We start from the raw sequence: 19,370 nt of genomic DNA on the forward strand, positions 1-19,370 counted from the left end.
AGAGGCATCGCGGAGCACCCGTTGTTCTCAAAACAGGAGTGCCCCGCATGAATGCCATCGACAAGTTCGCTTCCCTGCTCACGCTCACGCGCGAGCCTTTCCCGGCCTCGACCAAGGGCGCCATCGCCGGCAGCCGGCCCGACCTGCGCGTGCCGGTGCGCGAGGTCCTGCTCACCAACGGCGAGCAGGTGTCGCTCTACGACACCTCGGGCCCGTACACCGACCCGGCCGCCGACATCGACGTGCGCCGCGGGCTGCCCGGCGTGCGCGATGCCTGGATCGCCGAACGCAACGACACCGAGTGCTACACCGGCCGCGTGCACCTGGCGCTGGACGATGGCGCGACCCATGCCGACCGCGACGCCCAGCGCATCGCCGAGCTGCGCGCCGGCGCCGCCGCGCTGCAGCGCACCCCGCGCCGCGCCAAGGCCGGCGCCAACGTCACGCAGATGCACTACGCCCGGCGCGGCATCGTGACGCCCGAGATGGAGTACGTCGCGCTGCGCGAGAACGGCCGGCGCGAATGGATGGCCGAATACATGGCCGACGAAGCGCGCGAAAAGCGGCTGGCCGGCAACCCGATGGGCGCCCGCATCCCGAAGATCATCACGCCCGAGTTCGTGCGCGAGGAAGTGGCGCGCGGCCGCGCCATCATCCCGGCCAACATCAACCATCCGGAGGTCGAGCCGATGGCGATCGGGCGCAACTTCAAGGTCAAGATCAACGCCAACATCGGCAACTCGGCCGTGACCTCCAGCATCGAGGAAGAGGTCGAGAAGCTGGTGTGGGCGATCCGCTGGGGCGCCGACAACGTGATGGATCTTTCCACCGGCCGCAACATCCACACCACGCGCGACTGGATCGTGCGCAACAGCCCGGTGCCGATCGGCACGGTGCCGATCTACCAGGCGCTGGAGAAAGTCGGCGGCGTGGCCGAGGACCTGAGCTGGGAGATCTACCGCGACACCTTGATCGAGCAGGCCGAGCAGGGCGTCGACTACTTCACTATCCACGCCGGGCTGCGGCTGCCATTCATCCACCTGACGGCCGACCGGCGCACCGGCATCGTCTCGCGCGGCGGCTCGATCATGGCCAAGTGGTGCATCTCGCACCACAAGGAGAGCTTCCTCTACACCCACTTCGAGGACATCTGCGACATCATGAAGGCCTACGACGTGAGCTTCTCGCTCGGCGACGGCCTGCGCCCGGGCTGCGCCTCGGACGCCAACGACGAAGCCCAGTTCGCCGAGCTGCGCACCCTGGGCGAGCTCACGCAGATCGCCTGGAAGCACGACGTCCAGACCATGATCGAAGGCCCCGGCCACGTGCCGATGCACCTGATCCAGGCCAACATGGACGAGCAGCTGAAGCACTGCCACGAGGCGCCCTTCTACACCCTCGGCCCGCTGACCATCGACATCGCGCCGGGCTACGACCACATCGCCAGCGCGATCGGCGCCGCGATGATCGGCTGGGCCGGCACCGCGATGCTGTGCTACGTGACGCCCAAGGAACACCTGGGCCTGCCGGACCGCGACGACGTCAAGCAGGGGATCATCGCGTACAAGATCGCGGCCCATGCGGCCGACGTGGCCAAGGGGCACCCGGGAGCGCGCTCGCGCGACGACGCGCTGTCCAAGGCGCGTTTCGAGTTCCGCTGGCAGGACCAGTTCAACCTCGGCCTCGACCCGGACACGGCGCGCGAGTTCCACGACGAGACCCTGCCCAAGGACAGCAGCAAGGTGGCGCATTTCTGCTCGATGTGCGGCCCGAAGTTCTGCTCGATGAAGATCACGCAGGAAGTGCGCGAGTACGCCGCCCAGCGCGGCATCGAGGCGACCGACGCGGTCGAGGACGGCATGGCCGGAAAGTCAGCCGAGTTCAAGGCGGCGGGCGGCGAGATCTACATTCCGATCCAGCCGGCCTGAGCGTGACATGAGGGATGGGGGCCATTTGGTTAGGATGGCAGCCATGAATTCCATCCCTTTCGACGCCGTTCTGTTCGACTGCGACGGCGTCCTGGTCGACTCCGAACCCATCACCAACCGCGTGCTCGCCGAGATGCTCGGCGAGCTGGGCTGGGCGCTCAGCACCGAGGAATCGATGCGGATCTTCACCGGCAAGGCGGTCAAGGACGAAGCCGCGCTGATCGAGGCCAGGACCGGCTTCGCGATCACGCCCGAGTGGCTGCACGGCTTTCGCGGCCGCCGCAACGAGGCGCTGGAGCGCGACCTGCTCGCGATTCCCAACGCCGCCCAGGCGGTGCGCGCGCTGCACGCGGCGCTGGGCGGCCGCATCGCCTGCGCCTCGGGCGCCGATCGACACAAGGTCGAGTTGCAGCTCGAGAAGATCGGCATCCTCGACTGCTTCGCCGGCCGGATCTTCAGCGGCCACGAAACCCCGCGTTCCAAGCCCGCGCCGGACGTCTACCTGGCGGCGGCTGCGGCGCTCGGCGTCGACCCGGCGCGCTGCGCGGTGATCGAGGACACGGTCACCGGCGCCATGGCCGGCGTCGCCGCCGGCGCCACCGTGTTCGGCTACAGCCCGAGCGATCTGGGCCACAGCGGGCCCGAAGCGCTGCGTGCCGTCGGCGTGGCGCAGATCTTCGCCGACATGGCGCAGCTGCCGACGCTGCTGGCCGACTGGCGCCCCGCAATCGCCTGAAACCCGCCGCATGCCCGGCCTGCGCGCGCTCTGCGGTCTCTTGATCGCCGCCTGCCTGGCGGGCTGTTCGTCGATCCGGCCATGGCTCAACGAGCCGCTGGTCGAGCGGGCGCCGCCGCCCTCCAGCCTGATGGCGCCGGAGTCGGGCCGCGACCCGACGATCCTGGTCGCCGTCACGCTTTCCGGCGGCGGCGCCCGTGCCGCTGCCTTCGGCTATGGCGTGCTGGAGGAGCTGCGGCGCACCAAGTTCGACCTGAACGGCCGCCACGCCGACCTGCTCGACGCCACCGACGTGATCAGCGGGGTCTCGGGCGGCAGCATCCTGGCGGCCTACTACGCGGCCTTCGGCGCCGACAAGCTGCAGAACTTCGAGCGCGACTTCCTGCGCCAGAACTTCCAGAACAGCCTGATCCTGCAGGCGCTGCGTCCGGGCAGCCTGTATGACCTGACATCGCCCTGGTACGGCCGCAGCCACCTGCTGGCGCGCCGGCTGGACGAGATCTACGAGGGCAAGACCTACGCCGACATCGAGCGCAACGCGCGCCATCCGCAACTCGTGATCGCGGCCACCGACATGTCGCTGGGCACGCCCTTCGAATTCACCTCCGACCAGTTCGAGCTGATCTGCTCGGACCTGCAGAGCGTGCCGCTGTCCTTCGCGGTCGCGGCCTCGTCGGCGGTTCCGATCCTGCTGAGCCCGCTGACGCTCAAGAACTATTCGCAGGAGTGCCGCGACCGTGGCATCGTGCCGCGGCTGGCCGTGCGCGGCGGCGGCAACTACCGGGCCCGCATGTTCCGCATGCAGGCCAACAGCTACCTCGACGCGCAGAGCCGCCCCTTCATCCATCTGGTCGACGGCGGCGTGGCCGACAACCTGGCGGTGCGCCGCCTGCTCGACCGCGCGCTGGTCGGCGGCGGCCTGCGCGAGAGCTTCGAGGAGGTGGGCATCCCGCGCGGCAGCGTGCGCAAGCTGATCGTGATCAGCGTCAACTCGGCGCGCGACCCGGCCAACAACATCGACCAGAGCGACCGGGTGCCCGGTGTCCGCGGGGTGGCCGACACGCTGCTGTTCGGTGCCGGCGCGCGCGCCACGCTCGAGACCCAGGAGTTCCTGCTCGACACGGCGCGCCAGTGGCGGGAGGACCTCAAGTCGCGCAGCGCCGACGGCTCGGATGCGTTCGCGCCCGACGCCGAGATCCATGTGGTGCAGGTCAACCTGCGCGATGCCGCCGATGGCGAGCTGCGCCAGCGGCTGCTGCAGGTGCCGACCGCATTCTCGATCAGCGACGAAGAGGTGACCCGGCTGATCGCGGCGGGGCGCAGCGTGCTGCAGCGCTCGCCCGAGTTCCAGGCCTTGAAGCGGTCGCTGGGCGCGGCCCAGGACTGAGGGGAATGCAGCCCGTGGCGCCACCGATTGACATTTGAATTTGATTGGGTACATTCGAATTCAAATGAAATCATCTGCATCCATGGTCCCGGTTTCAGGGCGTTTGCCGGAGGATCTCTACCAATGGCTCTCGGCCTTGCCCCTTGAGGGCGCCACCACTTTCAGCGACAAGATGCGCGAAGCGATCGCGACGCTCAAGCGGCTTCATGACGGTGGCGCGGACTATGTCGGTGCGTTGACGATGCATCGCGACTTGTCGCGTTCAGCGCGCGACCAGTTGGCAGCGCTTGAACTTCAGAGCGGAGAGCATTCGGAGGTCGTGGCCGCCGTGCTGGAACATGCGCCTGCGTTCGGTGCGGCGCTGCAGTCGGCGCATGTTGCGACGCTTGACGATGCGCGTCTGCTCGAAGCGCAGTTGGTGCGTCGCGCACTTCAGCTCGCCGAGACCTTGTTGCGCCAGATGCTGACGACGGAGGCGGCGGCCTACGACCCGCAGGTCGTCCGGCGCCATGCCGGACGTCTGATCGAATTGGCACGCGCCATTCCCCCCCTCAATCAACCCCAAGGAGACTAGCAATGGCAGACAGTTTGCGCGCACGAGTCACACGTTTCATCGCGGGCGGTGCGCACGCACTGGTCGATCGGCTGGAGGACGCGACGCCGGTCGCGGCGATGGAGCAGTCGGTGAGGGAGGTCGACCAATTGACGGACGAGGTGCGCGCCGAACTGGGCCGTGTCGCCGCCAACAGGCACCTGGCGCAGCAGCAGCATCTGCACCTGAATCGGGAACACGAGGAACTGGCCGCAGCCGTCGAATCGGCGGTGGCATCGGACAGGGAGGATCTGGCGCGTCCCGGGATTGCCCGCCAAATCGACATCGAAGCGCAGCTGCCGGTGTTGGCGTCCAGCCTGGCCGAATTGGTGCAGCAGGAGAAAGACCTGTCGGGCTATGTCGATGCGTTGATGGGCAAGCGGCGCGAGATGGAGCGGGCGATCCGCGAGTTCGAAGTCTCACGCGGCGCGGCGCAGTCGGTGGGCGTCAGTGGGTCCCTCGCCAAGGGTCGGGACGTCGAGGGCAAGCTGCAGGCTGCGCAGGCGGCGTTCGACCGAACCTACCAGCGGCAGACCGGCCTGGATGCCAACGGGCGCCAAGGCTCACTGGAACAAGCCGCAAAGGTGCGCGACCTCACGGAGCTGGTGCGCGACAACAAGATTGCGGAGCGGCTGGCCGCTTTGAAGGCCGGCAGCCAGTGATTCTGCTGACTGCTCCAGAAACCTGGCCCTTCGGCGCCGCGCTCGGCGTCATGGTCGGCTTGAGCGTCCTCGAGGGAGCCGGCCTCCTGCTCGCCCACAGCCCTTCGCAATGGCTGGAAGCGCTGCTACCGGAATCCCCGGAGGGGGTAGACGGCCCGTTGGGCTGGTTGCATGTCGGCAAGGTCCCCTTGCTGGTGCTGCTGATCCTGTTTCTCGCGGGCTTCTCGATCTCCGGCTATGTGATTCAGGTTGCCGCACTCTCGATGGGGGGCGGCCTTTTGCCTGCCTGGGGGGCGAGCATCCCGGCCGCCTGTGCCGGTCTCTCGACCGTGAGTGCCCTGGGCGCATTGATTGCACGCGTGATGCCGGGCGACGAGACCACGGCCGTGAGCGAGCAAAGCCTAGTGGGCCGCGTCGGTCTGGTCGTGCGCGGCCACGCCCGGCAGGGCATGGCGGCGGAAGCCAAGGTTCGTGACGCCCACGGACACGTCCACTACGTGATGGTCGAGCCCGACCTCCCGGACCAATCCTTCGCCGAAGGCGCCGACGTCCTGCTGGTCAAGAAGGTCGGGGCCCGGTTTCGCTGCATCGGCAACCCGCACCCCGAACTGCTGTAGCGACCCGCCTGCAAAGACAAGAACCACCCATTCATCGAGGAGGAAACACACACATGTACGACACGCTCATCAATATCGCCCTGCCATCGGGCATCGTCCTGCTTGCGCTGCTGCTGATCGGGGTGGTCTTTGCCCGCCTCTACCATCGGGCCACCAAGGAAACGGCTTTCGTGCGCACCGGACTCGGCGGCCAGAAGGTGATCATGGACGGCGGCGCCATCGTGTTGCCCATCTTTCACGAGACCATTCCTGTCAACATGAACACGCTCAAGCTCGAGGTCTCGCGCAAGGAAGAGCAAAGCTTGATCGCGCTCGACCGGATGCGGGTCGACGTTGCCGCGGCCTTCTTCGTACGGGTGAAGCAGACGACGGAGTCGGTCAGCACCGCGGCGCAGACCTTGGGGCGCAAGACGATGGAGCCGGCGCAGCTCAAGATGCTGGTGGAAGACAAGTTCGTCGATGCGTTGCGTGCCACGGCGGCGACCATGTCCATGCAGGAACTTCAGGACAAGCGCCGCGAGTTCGTCCAGGCGGTGCAGAACGCCGTGGCGGAGGATCTCGAGAAGAACGGGCTTGAATTGGAGTCGGTGTCGCTCACCAGCATGGACCAGACTTCCAAGGAGTTCTTCAATCCCAACAATGCCTTCGATGCCGAAGGCCTGACGCGGCTGACCGAGGAAACCGAAGCCCGGCGCAAGCAGCGCAACGACATCGAGCAGGACACCGAGGTGCAGGTGCGCACCAAGAACCTCGAGGCCGAGCGCCAACGGCTCGACATCACGCGGCAAGTCGAATTCGCCACGCTCACGCAACAGCAGGCGGTGGCGAATGCCAAGGCCGAACAGGTCGCCGAGATTGCCAAGATCGAGGCGGAGCGTCACCGCGAGGCGGAGGAGGTGCGCATCAATGCCGATCGCCTGGTGAAGGAGCGTCGCATCGAGGCAGACCGCACGGTCAACAGCGCCGAGATCGACAAGGAACTTTCGATCCAGAAGAAGAAAATCGAGGCCGAACGCGAGACGCGCGTGAAGCAGGCCGAGCAGCGTCAAGCCGTCGAATTGGCCAATCAGGACGCGGCGATCGCCATTGCCCAGAAGTCCCAGGAACAATCCCAGGCGGACACGGCGGCCAACACCGCGCTGGCCGAGTCGGTACGGGCGGAGGAACTGGTCAAGACCGCGCGGGAGGTGGTCGTCGCCGAGCGTGCGAAGTCCATCCAACTGATCGATGCTTCTCGCGAAGCCGAACAGCAGGCGATTGCCGTCAAGGTCGGGGCCGAAGCCGAGCGTGAGGCGGCCGAGAACCGGGCCTTGGCCTTGCGCACCGAGGCCGATGCGCGAAAGGCCGCAGCACTGGCAGAAGCCGAAGGCATCGCCGCCATCAATGAGGCGAAGAACCGCCTTGGCGCTGCCCAGATCGATCTGTCGGTGCGCATGCAACTGATTCAGTCGCTGCCGCAAATCATCGAGAAGGCGTCCAAGCCGATGGAGAAGATCGACTCGATCCGTCTGTTCCAGGTCAACGGCATGCCCGGTGCGCCCGGCGGCATGGGGTCGGGTGCGGGCGCCATGAATGGATCGGGCGGGGCGACGCTGCCCGAGCAGGTGATGAACTCCGCCCTTCAATACCAGGTGGCCAAGCCGATCGTCGATGCCATCATGAAGGACGCCGGCCTGCACAACCCTTCATTGAGCGGCATCGCGCAGTCGATCGCGGAGATGGCGTTGCCAAGCGCGGTCACTGCGACCCATGACGACGGCCCCTACCTTCCGACCCCGGTTGGCGGCACGCAGGCGTTGCAGTCGAGCACCACCTGAACCTGACAGTCGGAGGCCAGCGGCGCTGCCACCGGCTCGCTGGGGCAGAGGAGACTCAGGCGTTGCCGCGCGGCAGCGCCGCCTGGGCCATCGTGGTGAGCGACACCGTCATCGCCCGGGCCCGGTCCGCCCACATGTGCGACACCAGCTGCTCGGCGTTCTCGGTCACGTAGCCGGTGTTGCGGGTGCGGCCCGAGGTCGCGATGAAGTCCATCAGGTCGGCGAAGGCCGAGCTGTCGGTGTCTGGAATCTGCTGCATGCGCCGATCGTAGGCCGAGGCCAGTGCCCATTGCGTCGGACGAGCACCTATTCGGTGCCCGCGGGCGCACTATTTCACGGATTCGCCGTGTCGCTGGCCGGCGGCAGGCCGTTGCGCCTCACTTCGCCCGGCGTGGCGCCTGACCAGGCCCTGAATGCGCGCGAGAAACTTTTCTCATTGCGGAATCCGACCGCCAGCGCGATCTGCTTGATCGGCCGGTCGGTCCGGCGCAGCTGGTCGGCCGCCGTCCGGTGGCGGATCTCGTCCTTGAGGGCCTGCAGCGAAACGCCTTCTTCCATCAGCTGGCGGTGCAGGGTGCGGCTCGACAGGTTCAACAGGGCCGCCAGGTCCTCGGCGGTCGTGGCTTCCGCGGCGCGGGTGCGCAGCAGTTCGCGCACCCGTTGCCCCAGCAGGCGGTCGCGCCGGTACTGCAGCACCGTGAGCGGCAGGGCGCGCCGCAGCATGGTGCGCAGCGCCGCCTCGTCGCGCCGCAGCGGCAGCGCCAGGTAGCGCGGGTCGAAGCTGTAGCTGGCCCGCTCGGCGCCGAAGCGCAGGCTGCCGCCGAACATCAGCGGATAGGCCTCCTGGTGCGGCGGCGCCTGGAACGGAAAGGCGGCGGCGCCGAGGGACACCCGCGAATCGATCGCCCAGCAGGCATAGCCGTGGAGGAAGCGCAGGTTCGACACCAGGCAGAACTCGCGAAACTCGCCCAGCGGCCGGTGTTCGGTGATCGACACGGTCGCCAGGCCGCCGGCCTGCGACAGCTCGAGCGTGATGTCGTCGGTCAGCAGCCGCAGGTGCCGGCACCAGCGCTTGATCGCCACCCCCAGGTCGGGCGCACTCAGGGAGGCCCGGCACAGCATGCCGTAGCTGCCCCAGGGCAGCTTGCGCCGGAACCAGCCCAGCGCTTCGTCGTCGAGCTCCTGCATCGCGTGACCCGACAGGACCTCGAATTGCGCCGCCGTCACGCGGGCCTGGGGATCGGCCAGTTCGCGCGGCGTGATCTGTGCCTGGGCCAGGGCCCCTGAAGGGTCGACGCCGTAGCGTTCGTAGCCCCCGACGATCGCTCGCACAAAGGCCATCGGCGTGGCCGCGCGGCGGGTGCTCTGGAGTGGGGAGGAGGACATGACGGCGTGCGGTTCAGGTGGCGCGATTTGCAACCATTGTGGCGCCAAATGCGCCGGCACACGGCGTAAGCTGCGACATTCCGCCTCGGAAAGTTCCGGCGCGGACCTGACCGACCAAGGAGACAAACCCATGCACGATCCCGGCCTGAACTTCGACCTGGGCGAGACCGTCGACGCCCTGCGCGACGCCATCCAGGATTTCGCCGCCCACGAGATCACGCCGCGTGCGGCCGACATCGACCGCGACAACCAGTTTCCGGCCGACCTGTGGAAGAAGCTCGGCGAGCTCGGCCTGCATGGCATGACCGTGAAAGAGGAATACGGCGGCACCGAGCTCGGCTACCTGGCGCACATCGTCGCGATGGAAGAGGTCTCGCGGGCCTCGGCCTCGGTCGGGCTCTCGTACGGCGCGCATTCCAACCTGTGCGTCAACCAGATCCACCGCAACGGCAGCGCGGCGCAGAAGGCCAAGTACCTGCCCAAGCTGGTCAGCGGCGAGCACGTGGGCGCACTGGCGATGAGCGAGCCGAACGCCGGCTCCGACGTGGTCAGCATGAAGCTGCGGGCCGAGAAGAAGGGCGACCGCTACGTGCTCAACGGCGGCAAGATGTGGATCACCAATGGCGGCGACGCCGACACGCTGGTGATCTACGCCAAGACCGAACCCGAGATGGGCGCCCGCGGCATGACCGCCTTCATCGTCGAGCGCGGCTTCAAGGGCTTCTCGGCCGGCACCAAGCTCGACAAGCTCGGCATGCGCGGCTCCAACACCTTCCCGCTCTACTTCGACAACTGCGAGGTGCCCGAGGAGAACGTGCTGGGCGGCGAGGGCATGGGCGCCAAGGTGCTGATGAGCGGCCTCGACTTCGAGCGCGCGGTTCTGTCCGGCGGCCCCCTGGGCATCATGGCCGCCTGCATGGACGCGGTGCTGCCCTTCGTGCACGAGCGCCAGCAGTTCGGCCAGAGCATCGGCGAATTCCAGCTGATGCAGGGCAAGCTGGCCGACATGTACTCGACCTGGCAGGCCACGCGGGCCTATGTTTACGCCGTGGGCAAGGCCTGCGACCGCAGCGACCATGCGCGCACCTTCCGCAAGGACGCGGCCGGCGCCATCCTGTACTCGGCCGAGAAGGCGACCTGGATGGCCGGCGAGGCGATCCAGGCGCTGGGTGGCGTGGGCTACACCAAGGACTTCCCGGTCGAGCGGCTGTGGCGCGACGCCAAGCTCTATGAGATCGGCGCCGGCACCAGCGAGATCCGGCGCATGCTGATCGGCCGCGAGCTGTTTGCAGAGACAGCCTGACGGAGGCGCGATGAACCCGACGCTGAGCATGGCGCAGGGCGCCACCGATGTGCCGCTGATCGAGCAGACGATCGGCGACTTCTTCGACGACATGGCGGCCCGGCAGGGCGACCATGAAGCACTGGTCAGCGTGCACGAGGGCAAGCGCTACAGCTACCGCGAGCTGCAGCGCGAGGCCGACCGGCTCGCCAGCGCGCTGCTGGGCCTGGGCCTGGCGCCGGGCGACCGCGTGGGCATCTGGTCGCACAACAACGCGCCCTGGGTGCTGATGCAGCTGGCCACGGCCAAGGTCGGCATCGTGCTGGTCAACATCAATCCGGCCTACCGCACCTCGGAGCTCGAATACGCGCTCAACAAGGTGGCATGCAAGGCGCTGGTCACGATGAAGCGCTTCAAGACCAGCGACTACGTCGGCATGCTGCGCGAGCTGGCGCCCGAGCTGTCCGACGCGGCGCCCGGCGCGCTGAAGGCGGCGCGGCTGCCGCACCTGCGCACCGTGGCGTGGATCGATGCGGCGGGTGAGGAGGGCGAACTCCCGGGCCTGCTGCGCTTCTCGGCACTGCACGACAACGGCGATGCCGACGACCCGCAGGTCGACCTGATCGCCAGGACGCTCAAGGCCAGCGACCCGATCAACATCCAGTTCACCAGCGGCACCACGGGCTTCCCCAAGGGCGCGACGCTGACGCATCGCAACATCCTCAACAACGGCTTCTTCATCGGCGAATGCATGCGGCTGTCGCCGGTCGACCGCCTGTGCATCCCGGTGCCGCTCTACCACTGCTTCGGCATGGTGCTGGGCAACCTGGCCTGCCTCACGCACGGTGCGACCATCGTCTATCCGAACGACGGCTTCGATCCGCTCACGGTGCTGCAGACGGTGCAGGCGGAGAAATGCACCGGGCTGCATGGCGTGCCGACCATGTTCATCGCCGAGCTCGATCATCCGCGCTTCAAGGACTTCGATCTGTCGAGCCTGCGCACCGGCATCATGGCCGGCTCGCCGTGCCCGACCGAGGTCATGAAGCGGGTGGTCGAGCAGATGCACCTGCGCGAGATCACGATCGCCTACGGCATGACCGAGACCAGCCCGGTGAGCTGCCAGAGCTCGACCGACACGCCGCTCGAGAAGCGGGTGTCGACTGTGGGCACGGTGCAGCCGCACCTGGAGATCAAGATCGTCGATCCGGTCGACGGCGCCGTCGTGCCGCGCGGCAGCTCGGGCGAGTTCTGCACCCGCGGCTATTCGGTGATGCACGGCTACTGGGAAGACCCCGAGAAGACCCGCGAGGCGATCGACGCCGAGGGCTGGATGCACACCGGCGACCTCGCCACCATGGACGCCGAGGGCTACGTCAACATCGTCGGGCGCATCAAGGACCTGGTGATCCGCGGCGGCGAAAACATCTACCCGCGCGAGATCGAGGAGTTCCTGTATCGCCATCCGAAGGTGCAGGACGTGCAGGTGGTCGGGCTGCCCGACAAGAAGTACGGCGAGGAGCTGTGCGCCTGGATCATCGCCAAGCCGGGCCAGCAGGTGACGGCCGACGAGGTGCGCGACTTCTGCAAGGGCCAGATCGCGCACTATAAGGTGCCGCGCTACATCGAGTTCGTGACCGAGTTTCCGATGACGGTCACCGGCAAGATCCAGAAGTTCAAGATTCGCGAAGCAATGAAGCACCAGCTGGGGCTGGACGAGGACAAGACTGCATGAAGCTCGAGACAAAACTCAACGCCCGCTCGGCGGAATTCCAGGCCAACGCGACCGCGATGCGGGCATTGGTCGACGACCTGCACGTGCAGTTCGCCAAGGTCGAGGCCGGCGGCGGCGAGGCCGCGCGCAGCAAGCACACGGCGCGCGGCAAGCTCTTGCCGCGCGACCGCGTGGCGCAGCTGCTGGACCCGGGCACGCCCTTTCTCGAGGTGGCGCCGCTCGCCGCCCATGCGATGTACCACGGCGCGGCGCCCGGCGCGGGCCTGATCGCGGGCATCGGCCGGGTCAGCGGGGTCGACTGCATGATCGTCTGCAACGACGCCACCGTGAAGGGCGGGACCTACTACCCGGTCACGGTCAAGAAGCACCTGCGGGCGCAGGAGATCGCCGAGCAGAACCGCCTGCCCTGCATCTACCTGGTCGACTCCGGCGGCGCCAACCTGCCGAACCAGGACGAGGTTTTTCCCGACCGCGACCACTTCGGCCGCATCTTCTACAACCAGGCGCAGATGAGCGCCCAGGGCATCGCGCAGATCGCGGTCGTGATGGGCTCCTGCACCGCGGGCGGCGCCTACGTGCCGGCGATGAGCGACGAGAGCATCATCGTGAAGAACCAGGGCACCATCTTCCTGGGCGGCCCGCCGCTCGTGAAGGCGGCGACGGGCGAGGTCGTCACCGCAGAAGACCTGGGCGGCGGCGACGTCCACACGCGGCTGTCGGGCGTGGCCGACCACCTGGCGCAGAACGACCTGCATGCGCTGGCGCTGGCGCGCTCGGCGATCGCGAACCTCAACGCCCGCAAGGCCGCGGCAGAGGCGCCGCCGGCGCACGCCATCCCGGCCCCGGCCTTTCCGGCCGAGGAGCTCTACGGCGTCATCCCCACCGACACCCGCAAGCCCTTCGACGTGCGCGAGATCATCGCCCGCATCGTCGACGGCAGCGAGTTCCACGAGTTCAAGTCGCGCTTCGGCAGCACGCTGGTGTGCGGCTTCGCCGAGATCGAGGGCATGCCGGTGGGCATCGTCGCCAACAACGGCATCCTCTTCAGCGAGTCGGCGCAGAAGGGCGCCCACTTCATCGAGCTGTGCGGCCAGCGCAAGACGCCGCTGGTGTTCCTGCAGAACATCACCGGCTTCATGGTCGGGCGCAAGTACGAGAACGAGGGCATCGCGCGCCACGGCGCCAAGATGGTGACGGCCGTGGCCACCGTCAACGTGCCCAAGTTCACGATCATCATCGGCGGCAGCTTCGGCGCCGGCAACTACGGCATGTGCGGGCGGGCGTACTCGCCGCGCTTCCTCTGGATGTGGCCCAACGCGCGCATCAGCGTGATGGGCGGCGAGCAGGCCGCCAGCGTGCTGGCCACGGTCAAGCGCGACGGCATCGAGGCCAAGGGCGGGCAGTGGAGCGCGGAAGAAGAAGAAGCCTTCAAGTCGCCGATCCGCCAGCAGTACGAGGTGCAGGGGCACCCGTACTACGCCACGGCGCGGCTGTGGGACGACGGCATCATCGACCCGGCCGACACGCGGCGCGTGCTGGCGCTGGGCCTGGCGGCGTCGCGCAATGCGCCGATTCCCGAGCCGAAGTTCGGCATCTTCCGCATGTGAGCACGGCCATGGACTCCTTCACCAAACTGAGTGTCACGGTCGACGGCGCGGTCGCACGCATCTGGCTCGACCAGCCCGAGGCCCGCAATGCCTTCGACGACATCGTGATCGCCGAGCTGACGCAGGCCTTCATCGAGGCCGGCGCCGCGCCGCAGGTCCGGGCCATCGTGCTCGGCGCCAACGGCCCGGCCTTCTGCGCCGGCGCCAACCTGAACTGGATGCGGCGCATGGCCGACTATTCGCGCGCCGAGAACCTCGCCGACGCCGGCAAGCTGGCCGCGATGCTGCGCACCATCGCCGACTGCCCGAAGCCCACCATCGCACGCGTGCAGGGCGACGTCTATGCCGGCGGCATGGGGCTGGTCGCCGCCTGCGACATCGCGGTCAGCGCCGACAGCGCCTGGTACTGCCTGAGCGAAGTCAAGATCGGCCTGGTGCCGGCGACCATCAGCCCCTACGTGCTGCGCGCCATGGGCACGCGGGCAGCACAGCGCTGGTTCCTCACGGCCGAGCGCTTCGCAGCGGCCGAGGCGCACCGCATCGGCCTGGTGCACGAGGTGGTGGCCGCCGACGCGCTCGATGCCAAGGTGGCCGAGATCGTCAAGGCGCTGACCGGCGCCAGCCCGGCCGCGGTGCGGGCCTGCAAGACGCTGATCGCCGATGTCGCCGGCCGGGAGATCGACGATGCGCTGGTCGCGAAGACGGTCGAGGGCATCGCCGACATCCGCGCCAGCGACGAAGGGCGCGAGGGCGTGCAGTCCTTCCTGCAGAAGCGCAAGCCTTCCTGGCTGACGCCATGAACGCGCTCGACATGCCGCAGCTGCTCGCCCTGGCCGCGGCGCTGGGCTGGGCGAGCGGCGTGCGCCTGTACCTGGTGGTGCTGCTGACCGGCCTGGCCGGCTATCTCGGCTGGATTCCGTTGCCCAGCGGCCTGCAGCTGCTGGCCCATCCGGTGGTGCTGGCGGCCAGCGGCTTCATGGTCTTCGTCGAGTTCTTCGCCGACAAGATCCCGGGCCTCGATTCGATCTGGGACATGGTCCATACCGCGATCCGCATTCCCGCCGGGGCGGCGCTGGCGGCCGGCGTGTTCGGTGCCGACCATGCCGCGATGGCGCTGGTGGCGGCCCTGGTCGGCGGCGGCTTCGCGGCCACGGCGCATGCGGCCAAGGCCACCACCCGGGCCGCGATCAACACCTCGCCCGAGCCTTTCACCAATGTGGGCGCCTCGCTGGTCGAAGACACCGCCGTGCCGGTCGGGTTGTGGCTGGCGGTGGCGCATCCGCTGGTGTTCGGACTGCTGTTCATCGCCGTGCTGGTGCTCAGCGTCTGGCTGATCCGCAAGAGCTGGCGCTTCCTCAAAGCCTTGTTCGGCCGTGTGGCTCGGATCTTCAGCGGCCGGTCCGATCCTGGCGTGGTGCCCGCCTTCCAGCTCAAGAAAAATTCTCCTGGAGACTCATCGAATGTTTAAGAAGATCCTGATCGCCAACCGTGGCGAGATCGCCTGCCGAGTGGCTTCGACGGCGCGCCGCATGGCCATCCGGACGGTGGCGGTGTACTCCGACGCCGACGCCCACGCCAACCACGTGCGCGCCTGCGACGAGTCGGTGTACCTGGGCGGCAGCGCGCCCAAGGACAGCTACCTGCGCTGGGAGAAGATCCTCGAAGCCGCCAAGGCCACGGGTGCCGAGGCGGTGCACCCGGGCTACGGCTTCCTGAGCGAGAACGAGGAATTCGCGCAGGCCTGCGCCGATGCCGGGCTGGTCTTCATCGGCCCGCCGCCGTCGGCGATCAAGGCCATGGGCCTGAAGGCGGAGTCGAAGCAGCTCATGGAAAAAGCCGAGGTGCCGCTGGTGCCCGGCTACCACGGCAGCGACCAGGACCCGGCGCTGCTGCAGCGCGAGGCCGACCGCATCGGCTACCCGGTGCTGATCAAGGCCAGCGCGGGCGGCGGCGGCAAGGGCATGCGGGTGGTCGACAAGGCGGGCGACTTCGCGGCCGCCCTGGCCTCGTGCCAGCGCGAGGCGATCAACAGCTTCGGCGACGACGCGGTGCTGATCGAGAAATACGTGCAGCGGCCGCGCCACATCGAGATCCAGGTCTTCGGCGACACGCTGGGCAACTACGTCTACCTGTTCGAGCGCGACTGCTCGGTGCAGCGCCGTCACCAGAAGGTGCTCGAGGAAGCGCCCGCGCCCGGCATGACCGAGGCGATGCGCAAGCAGATGGGCGAGGCGGCGGTGGCGGCGGCGCGGGCGGTGAACTACGTCGGCGCGGGCACGGTCGAGTTCATCGTCGAGCAGCGCGGCGATGCGGAGATGAATTTCTTCTTCATGGAGATGAACACCCGGCTGCAGGTCGAGCATCCCGTGACCGAGGCGATCACCGGGCTCGACCTCGTCGAATGGCAGCTGCGCGTGGCTTCGGGCGAAGCATTGCCGCTGAAGCAGGAGCAGTTGCAGATCCACGGCCACGCGATCGAGGCGCGGATCTGCGCCGAGAACCCCGACAACAATTTCCTGCCCGCCACGGGCACGCTGCGGGTCTACCGCAAGCCGCAGGCGACCGCCTTCCAGCGCAGCCGCGTGCGCATCGACGACGGCGTGCGCGAGGGCGGCGTCATCTCGCCCTTCTACGACTCGATGATCGCCAAGCTGATCGTGCATGGCGCCACGCGCGAGGAAGCGCTGGCGCGGCTGGACCTGGCGCTGGCGCAGACCCATATCGTCGGCGTGGCGACCAACGTGCAGTTCCTGCGCGGCATCCTGCGCACCGATTCGTTCGCCAATGCCCGGCTCGACACCGCGCTGATCGAGCGCGAGCGCTCGGTGCTGTTCGACCAGGAGCCGCTCGGGCTGCCGCTGGCGGCCGCGGCATCGATCGCGCGCACCCTGTTGGCCGAGGCGGCGGGCGCGAGCGCCGATCCGTTCAGCCGGCGTGATGGCTGGCAGTCGCATGGGGTGGCGACGCGGCCGTTCGAGTTCGAATTCCGCGGCGAGCCGAAGAGCGCCACGCTGCGCTACCTGCACGACGGCGCGCTGTGGCTGCAGGTCGGCGACGTGGCCGGCCCGCTGGTGATCGGCAGCTTCCCCTCGGGCGAACTCGAGCTGCAGTTCGACGGCCAGCGCCATACCCTCGACGTCTACCAGGACGAGGACACGGCCCATGTGTTCGGCGCCGAGGGCGCGACCCGCATCCTCGCCATCGACCGGCTCGCGCATGCGGGCGAGACCCATGCCGAAGGCGGTCGGCTGACGGCGCCGATGCCCGGCAAGGTCGTGTCCTTCGCGGTCAAGGCGGGCGACAAGGTCAGCCGCGGCCAGCCGCTGGCCGTGATGGAGGCGATGAAGATGGAGCACACGATCGCGGCGCCGGCGGATGGCACGGTCGAGGAGCTTCTCTACGGGCCTGGCGATCAGGTTGCCGAGGGGGCTGAGCTGCTGCGCATCACTGTTTAAGCTTGGGGGATGACATCTCCCCTAAGAATCACCGTCTGCCTCACCGACAACCGCCCCGATCCCTGGATCGAGGGTCTCCGCGCCGCCCTGCCCGAGGCCGAGGTGGAGAACTGGGCGCCCGGCGCCGCGCCCGCCGACCACGCGGTCGTCTGGGCCCCGCCGCAGCAGTTCCTCGACGAGCAGCCGGGCCTGCGCGGGCTGTTCAACATCGGCGCCGGCGTCGATGCGCTGCTCAAGCTCAAGGTGGCGCCGCAGACCCAGGTGGTGCGGCTCGACGATGCCGGCATGTCGGTGCAGATGGCCGAGTACGTCTGCCATGCGCTGATCCGCCATTTTCGTGAGTTCGACGCCTACGAGGCCGAAGCGCGAGCCGGCCGCTGGAGCTATCGCAAGCCGCGCGAGCGCAGGGATTTCGCGGTGGGCGTGATGGGACTCGGCGTGCTGGGCGAGCGCGTCGCCAAGGCGGTGGGGCAGTTCGAGTTTCCGGTCAACGGCTGGAGCCGTTCGCCGAAGCAGATCCACGGGGTCGGCTGCTTCGCCGGCGCGGCCGGCTTCGACGACTTTCTCGGCGCCAGCCGCGTGCTCGTGAACCTGCTGCCGCTGACCCCCGAGACGCGCGGCATCCTGAACCGCGACACGCTGGCCAAGCTGAACGGCGGCCGCCCCGGCGGCTACCTGATCAACGTGGCGCGCGGCGCCCACCTGGTCGACGACGACCTGATCCCGCTGCTCGACGGCGGCCAGCTCGCCGGCGCCACGCTCGACGTCTTCAACGTCGAGCCGCTGCCGGCCGGGCATCCGTTCTGGTCGCACCCGAAGATCACGGTGACGCCGCACGGCTCGGCGCGCACCGAGCGCGACACCTCCATCGCGCAGATCGCCGGGAAGATCCGGGCGATAGAGCGGGGGGAGGCGATCGCCGGGGTGGTGGACGCGGGGCGGGGGTACTGAGCGCCGGGGTGGCGATGACAATGCAATTGCATGGCCACCCGGCTTTGCAGCCTTCTGCGGAACCGCCATGGCCCACCGCGGCTCCGCTGGTCGTCAACGGCTGGACGTTGTTCGCCCACCCGCCATTCCTGCACCAACTCCAGGTTTTGCTCGACCAGGCACCAAACGGCTGGCCGCCATCGCCAGGGTGGCGTTCGAAGTGATTCTCCAAAGATGCTGCAGACGGGGCATCCGCCCGACGACTGGGACGGCCTGCTGCGGGAGGCGCGCGTGGAGTCGGGGCGACTGGCGTCGGCTGCTCAAGGGTCGTCCTCCGCGCAGACCACATGGGCTGCGTTTTCCCGGCGAGTCCGCGATCCGCCCAGCGGACCACGTGGCGGGCTTTGAAGGACCCGTACAAACCCTGAACCCAATTTAATTCACATCCATGAAAATAAATTCATGAGTGTGAAAACAGCCTTGCGGGTCTTCGAGATCATCGAAGCCTTCGCGCAGGAGAAGCAGCCGCTGGCGCTGTCCGAGATGGCGCGCCTGCTCGACATGCCGGTGTCGAGCTGCCTCGGCCTGATCCGAACCCTCGAAGAGCGCGGCTATCTCTACGAGACCGGCCGCCGCCAGGGCTACTACCCGACCAGCCGCCTGCTGGCGATGGCGCAGGTGATCGCGGCCCACGATCCGGTGCTCGACCGGGTCAAGCCGGCGCTGCTCGAACTGCGCGACAGCGCGCGTGAAACGGTGGTCTTCGGCAAGCTGCGCGAGGGCGGGTTGGTGGTGTATCTCGAAGTGGTGGATGCGCCGCAGAGCATCCGCTACACCACCGCTGCCGGCGAGACCCGGCCGGCCTATGCCAATTCGATGGGGCGCGCACTGCTCTCCACCCTGACGCCCGACGCCCTGCGGGACTGCCTCAAGGCCACACGGCTCGCGCGCCTGACCGATGCGACGCTGACCAGCACGACCGCCCTGGAAGCTGAACTGGAGCGCTCGGCCGCCCGCGGCTGGTACGCCAACCTCGGCGAGAGCATTCCCGACCTCGCCGGCATCGCCTGGCCGGTGCACGTCGGCGGCCAGCCCTACGCCATCTCGATCGCCGGACCGCGCTATCGGGTCGAGCCGCGGATCGAGGAAATGGCGGCGATGCTGCGCGCCGCCTGCCGGTCGATCGAAGAGCCGCAGCGCACCGCGACCGCAGCGCCGCCGCGCAAACGATGAGCG

General features: G+C 68.2%; 17 protein-coding genes. 15 read left to right on the forward strand and 2 right to left on the reverse strand.

The genetic code is table 11. The features are described 5' to 3' along the window. Positions 1–47: 47 nt before the first annotated feature. The 7 genes from thiC to QTI33_RS10580 all read left to right on the forward strand — a co-directional run bounded on the left by thiC (position 48) and on the right by QTI33_RS10580 (position 7,739). Entirely contained in the window at positions 48–1,928 is a 1,881-nt protein-coding gene (gene thiC, locus QTI33_RS10550; protein WP_286505824.1) for a phosphomethylpyrimidine synthase ThiC, read from the forward strand. A gap of 43 nt (positions 1,929–1,971) precedes the next feature. Then, positions 1,972–2,664 carry an HAD family hydrolase gene (locus QTI33_RS10555; RefSeq protein ID WP_286505826.1) on the forward strand — a complete coding sequence of 231 codons (693 nt, stop codon included), beginning with the start codon at positions 1,972–1,974 and terminating at the stop codon, positions 2,662–2,664. Between the two features lie 10 nt (positions 2,665–2,674). Further along, complete coding sequence (locus QTI33_RS10560; protein ID WP_286505827.1) at positions 2,675–4,051, forward strand: patatin-like phospholipase family protein; 1,377 nt, start codon at positions 2,675–2,677, stop codon at positions 4,049–4,051. Positions 4,052–4,115: 64 nt separating this feature from the next. Then, complete coding sequence (locus QTI33_RS10565; protein ID WP_286505828.1) at positions 4,116–4,625, forward strand: hypothetical protein; 510 nt, start codon at positions 4,116–4,118, stop codon at positions 4,623–4,625. A gap of 2 nt (positions 4,626–4,627) precedes the next feature. After that, the gene (locus QTI33_RS10570) at positions 4,628–5,305 is read left to right on the forward strand and encodes a PspA/IM30 family protein (protein ID WP_286505829.1); all 678 of its coding nucleotides are present in this window, start codon (positions 4,628–4,630) and stop codon (positions 5,303–5,305) included. Continuing rightward, positions 5,302–5,922, forward strand: coding sequence for a YqiJ family protein (locus tag QTI33_RS10575; protein WP_286505830.1), 621 nt, complete (start codon positions 5,302–5,304; stop codon positions 5,920–5,922). Before QTI33_RS10570 ends, QTI33_RS10575 begins: the two co-directional genes overlap by 4 nt. A gap of 53 nt (positions 5,923–5,975) precedes the next feature. Continuing rightward, entirely contained in the window at positions 5,976–7,739 is a 1,764-nt protein-coding gene (locus QTI33_RS10580) for a flotillin family protein (RefSeq protein WP_286505831.1), read from the forward strand. Positions 7,740–7,794: 55 nt separating this feature from the next. Here the strand turns inward: QTI33_RS10580 and QTI33_RS10585 are convergent, their stop codons facing one another. Continuing rightward, positions 7,795–7,998 (reverse strand): hypothetical protein, encoded by a 204-nt coding sequence (locus tag QTI33_RS10585; RefSeq protein ID WP_286505833.1) that lies wholly within the window; start codon positions 7,996–7,998, stop codon positions 7,795–7,797. Positions 7,999–8,072: 74 nt separating this feature from the next. Beyond that, a complete protein-coding gene (locus QTI33_RS10590; protein WP_286505836.1) occupies positions 8,073–9,125 on the reverse strand; it encodes an AraC family transcriptional regulator in 1,053 nt (350 codons plus the stop codon). Positions 9,126–9,255: 130 nt separating this feature from the next. On the opposite strand from QTI33_RS10590, the gene QTI33_RS10595 reads away from it, so the two are divergent. From QTI33_RS10595 to QTI33_RS10630, 8 genes are all read left to right on the forward strand, one after another. After that, positions 9,256–10,428 (forward strand): isovaleryl-CoA dehydrogenase, encoded by a 1,173-nt coding sequence (locus QTI33_RS10595; RefSeq protein WP_286505837.1) that lies wholly within the window; start codon positions 9,256–9,258, stop codon positions 10,426–10,428. A gap of 10 nt (positions 10,429–10,438) precedes the next feature. Then, positions 10,439–12,142, forward strand: a complete 1,704-nt coding sequence (locus QTI33_RS10600) for an AMP-binding protein (RefSeq protein ID WP_286505839.1) — start codon at positions 10,439–10,441, stop codon at positions 12,140–12,142. Next, the gene (locus tag QTI33_RS10605) at positions 12,139–13,749 is read left to right on the forward strand and encodes a carboxyl transferase domain-containing protein (protein WP_286505840.1); all 1,611 of its coding nucleotides are present in this window, start codon (positions 12,139–12,141) and stop codon (positions 13,747–13,749) included. The genes QTI33_RS10600 and QTI33_RS10605 overlap by 4 nt, the downstream gene beginning before the upstream one ends. 8 nt (positions 13,750–13,757) lie before the next feature. Beyond that, positions 13,758–14,549 (forward strand): enoyl-CoA hydratase/isomerase family protein, encoded by a 792-nt coding sequence (locus QTI33_RS10610; protein ID WP_286505841.1) that lies wholly within the window; start codon positions 13,758–13,760, stop codon positions 14,547–14,549. Further along, positions 14,546–15,217: a DUF4126 domain-containing protein gene (locus QTI33_RS10615; protein ID WP_286505842.1), complete on the forward strand. Its 672-nt coding sequence runs from the start codon at positions 14,546–14,548 to the stop codon at positions 15,215–15,217. Before QTI33_RS10610 ends, QTI33_RS10615 begins: the two co-directional genes overlap by 4 nt. Next, the gene (locus QTI33_RS10620; RefSeq protein ID WP_286505843.1) at positions 15,210–17,204 is read left to right on the forward strand and encodes an acetyl/propionyl/methylcrotonyl-CoA carboxylase subunit alpha; all 1,995 of its coding nucleotides are present in this window, start codon (positions 15,210–15,212) and stop codon (positions 17,202–17,204) included. Before QTI33_RS10615 ends, QTI33_RS10620 begins: the two co-directional genes overlap by 8 nt. 9 nt (positions 17,205–17,213) lie before the next feature. Continuing rightward, complete coding sequence (locus tag QTI33_RS10625; RefSeq protein WP_286505844.1) at positions 17,214–18,155, forward strand: 2-hydroxyacid dehydrogenase; 942 nt, start codon at positions 17,214–17,216, stop codon at positions 18,153–18,155. Positions 18,156–18,596: 441 nt separating this feature from the next. Further along, positions 18,597–19,367 carry an IclR family transcriptional regulator gene (locus tag QTI33_RS10630; RefSeq protein WP_286505845.1) on the forward strand — a complete coding sequence of 257 codons (771 nt, stop codon included), beginning with the start codon at positions 18,597–18,599 and terminating at the stop codon, positions 19,365–19,367. Positions 19,368–19,370: the final 3 nt, after the last annotated feature.

This window comes from Variovorax davisae, from assembly GCF_030316845.1.
Classification (GTDB): Bacteria; Pseudomonadota; Gammaproteobacteria; order Burkholderiales; family Burkholderiaceae_C; genus Variovorax; species Variovorax davisae.

Bases quoted from the DNA above. Each gene is read 5' to 3' on its own strand.
- thiC (WP_286505824.1), top strand. From the start codon at position 48: ATGAATGCCATCGACAAGTTCGCTTCCCTGCTCACGCTCACGCGCGAG.
- QTI33_RS10555 (WP_286505826.1), top strand. From the start codon at position 1,972: ATGAATTCCATCCCTTTCGACGCCGTTCTGTTCGACTGCGACGGCGTC.
- QTI33_RS10560 (WP_286505827.1), top strand. From the start codon at position 2,675: ATGCCCGGCCTGCGCGCGCTCTGCGGTCTCTTGATCGCCGCCTGCCTG.
- QTI33_RS10565 (WP_286505828.1), top strand. From the start codon at position 4,116: ATGAAATCATCTGCATCCATGGTCCCGGTTTCAGGGCGTTTGCCGGAG.
- QTI33_RS10570 (WP_286505829.1), top strand. From the start codon at position 4,628: ATGGCAGACAGTTTGCGCGCACGAGTCACACGTTTCATCGCGGGCGGT.
- QTI33_RS10580 (WP_286505831.1), top strand. From the start codon at position 5,976: ATGTACGACACGCTCATCAATATCGCCCTGCCATCGGGCATCGTCCTG.
- QTI33_RS10585 (WP_286505833.1), bottom strand. From the start codon at position 7,998: ATGCAGCAGATTCCAGACACCGACAGCTCGGCCTTCGCCGACCTGATG.
- QTI33_RS10590 (WP_286505836.1), bottom strand. From the start codon at position 9,125: ATGTCCTCCTCCCCACTCCAGAGCACCCGCCGCGCGGCCACGCCGATG.
- QTI33_RS10595 (WP_286505837.1), top strand. From the start codon at position 9,256: ATGCACGATCCCGGCCTGAACTTCGACCTGGGCGAGACCGTCGACGCC.
- QTI33_RS10600 (WP_286505839.1), top strand. From the start codon at position 10,439: ATGAACCCGACGCTGAGCATGGCGCAGGGCGCCACCGATGTGCCGCTG.
- QTI33_RS10605 (WP_286505840.1), top strand. From the start codon at position 12,139: ATGAAGCTCGAGACAAAACTCAACGCCCGCTCGGCGGAATTCCAGGCC.
- QTI33_RS10610 (WP_286505841.1), top strand. From the start codon at position 13,758: ATGGACTCCTTCACCAAACTGAGTGTCACGGTCGACGGCGCGGTCGCA.
- QTI33_RS10615 (WP_286505842.1), top strand. From the start codon at position 14,546: ATGAACGCGCTCGACATGCCGCAGCTGCTCGCCCTGGCCGCGGCGCTG.
- QTI33_RS10620 (WP_286505843.1), top strand. From the start codon at position 15,210: ATGTTTAAGAAGATCCTGATCGCCAACCGTGGCGAGATCGCCTGCCGA.
- QTI33_RS10625 (WP_286505844.1), top strand. From the start codon at position 17,214: ATGACATCTCCCCTAAGAATCACCGTCTGCCTCACCGACAACCGCCCC.
- QTI33_RS10630 (WP_286505845.1), top strand. From the start codon at position 18,597: ATGAGTGTGAAAACAGCCTTGCGGGTCTTCGAGATCATCGAAGCCTTC.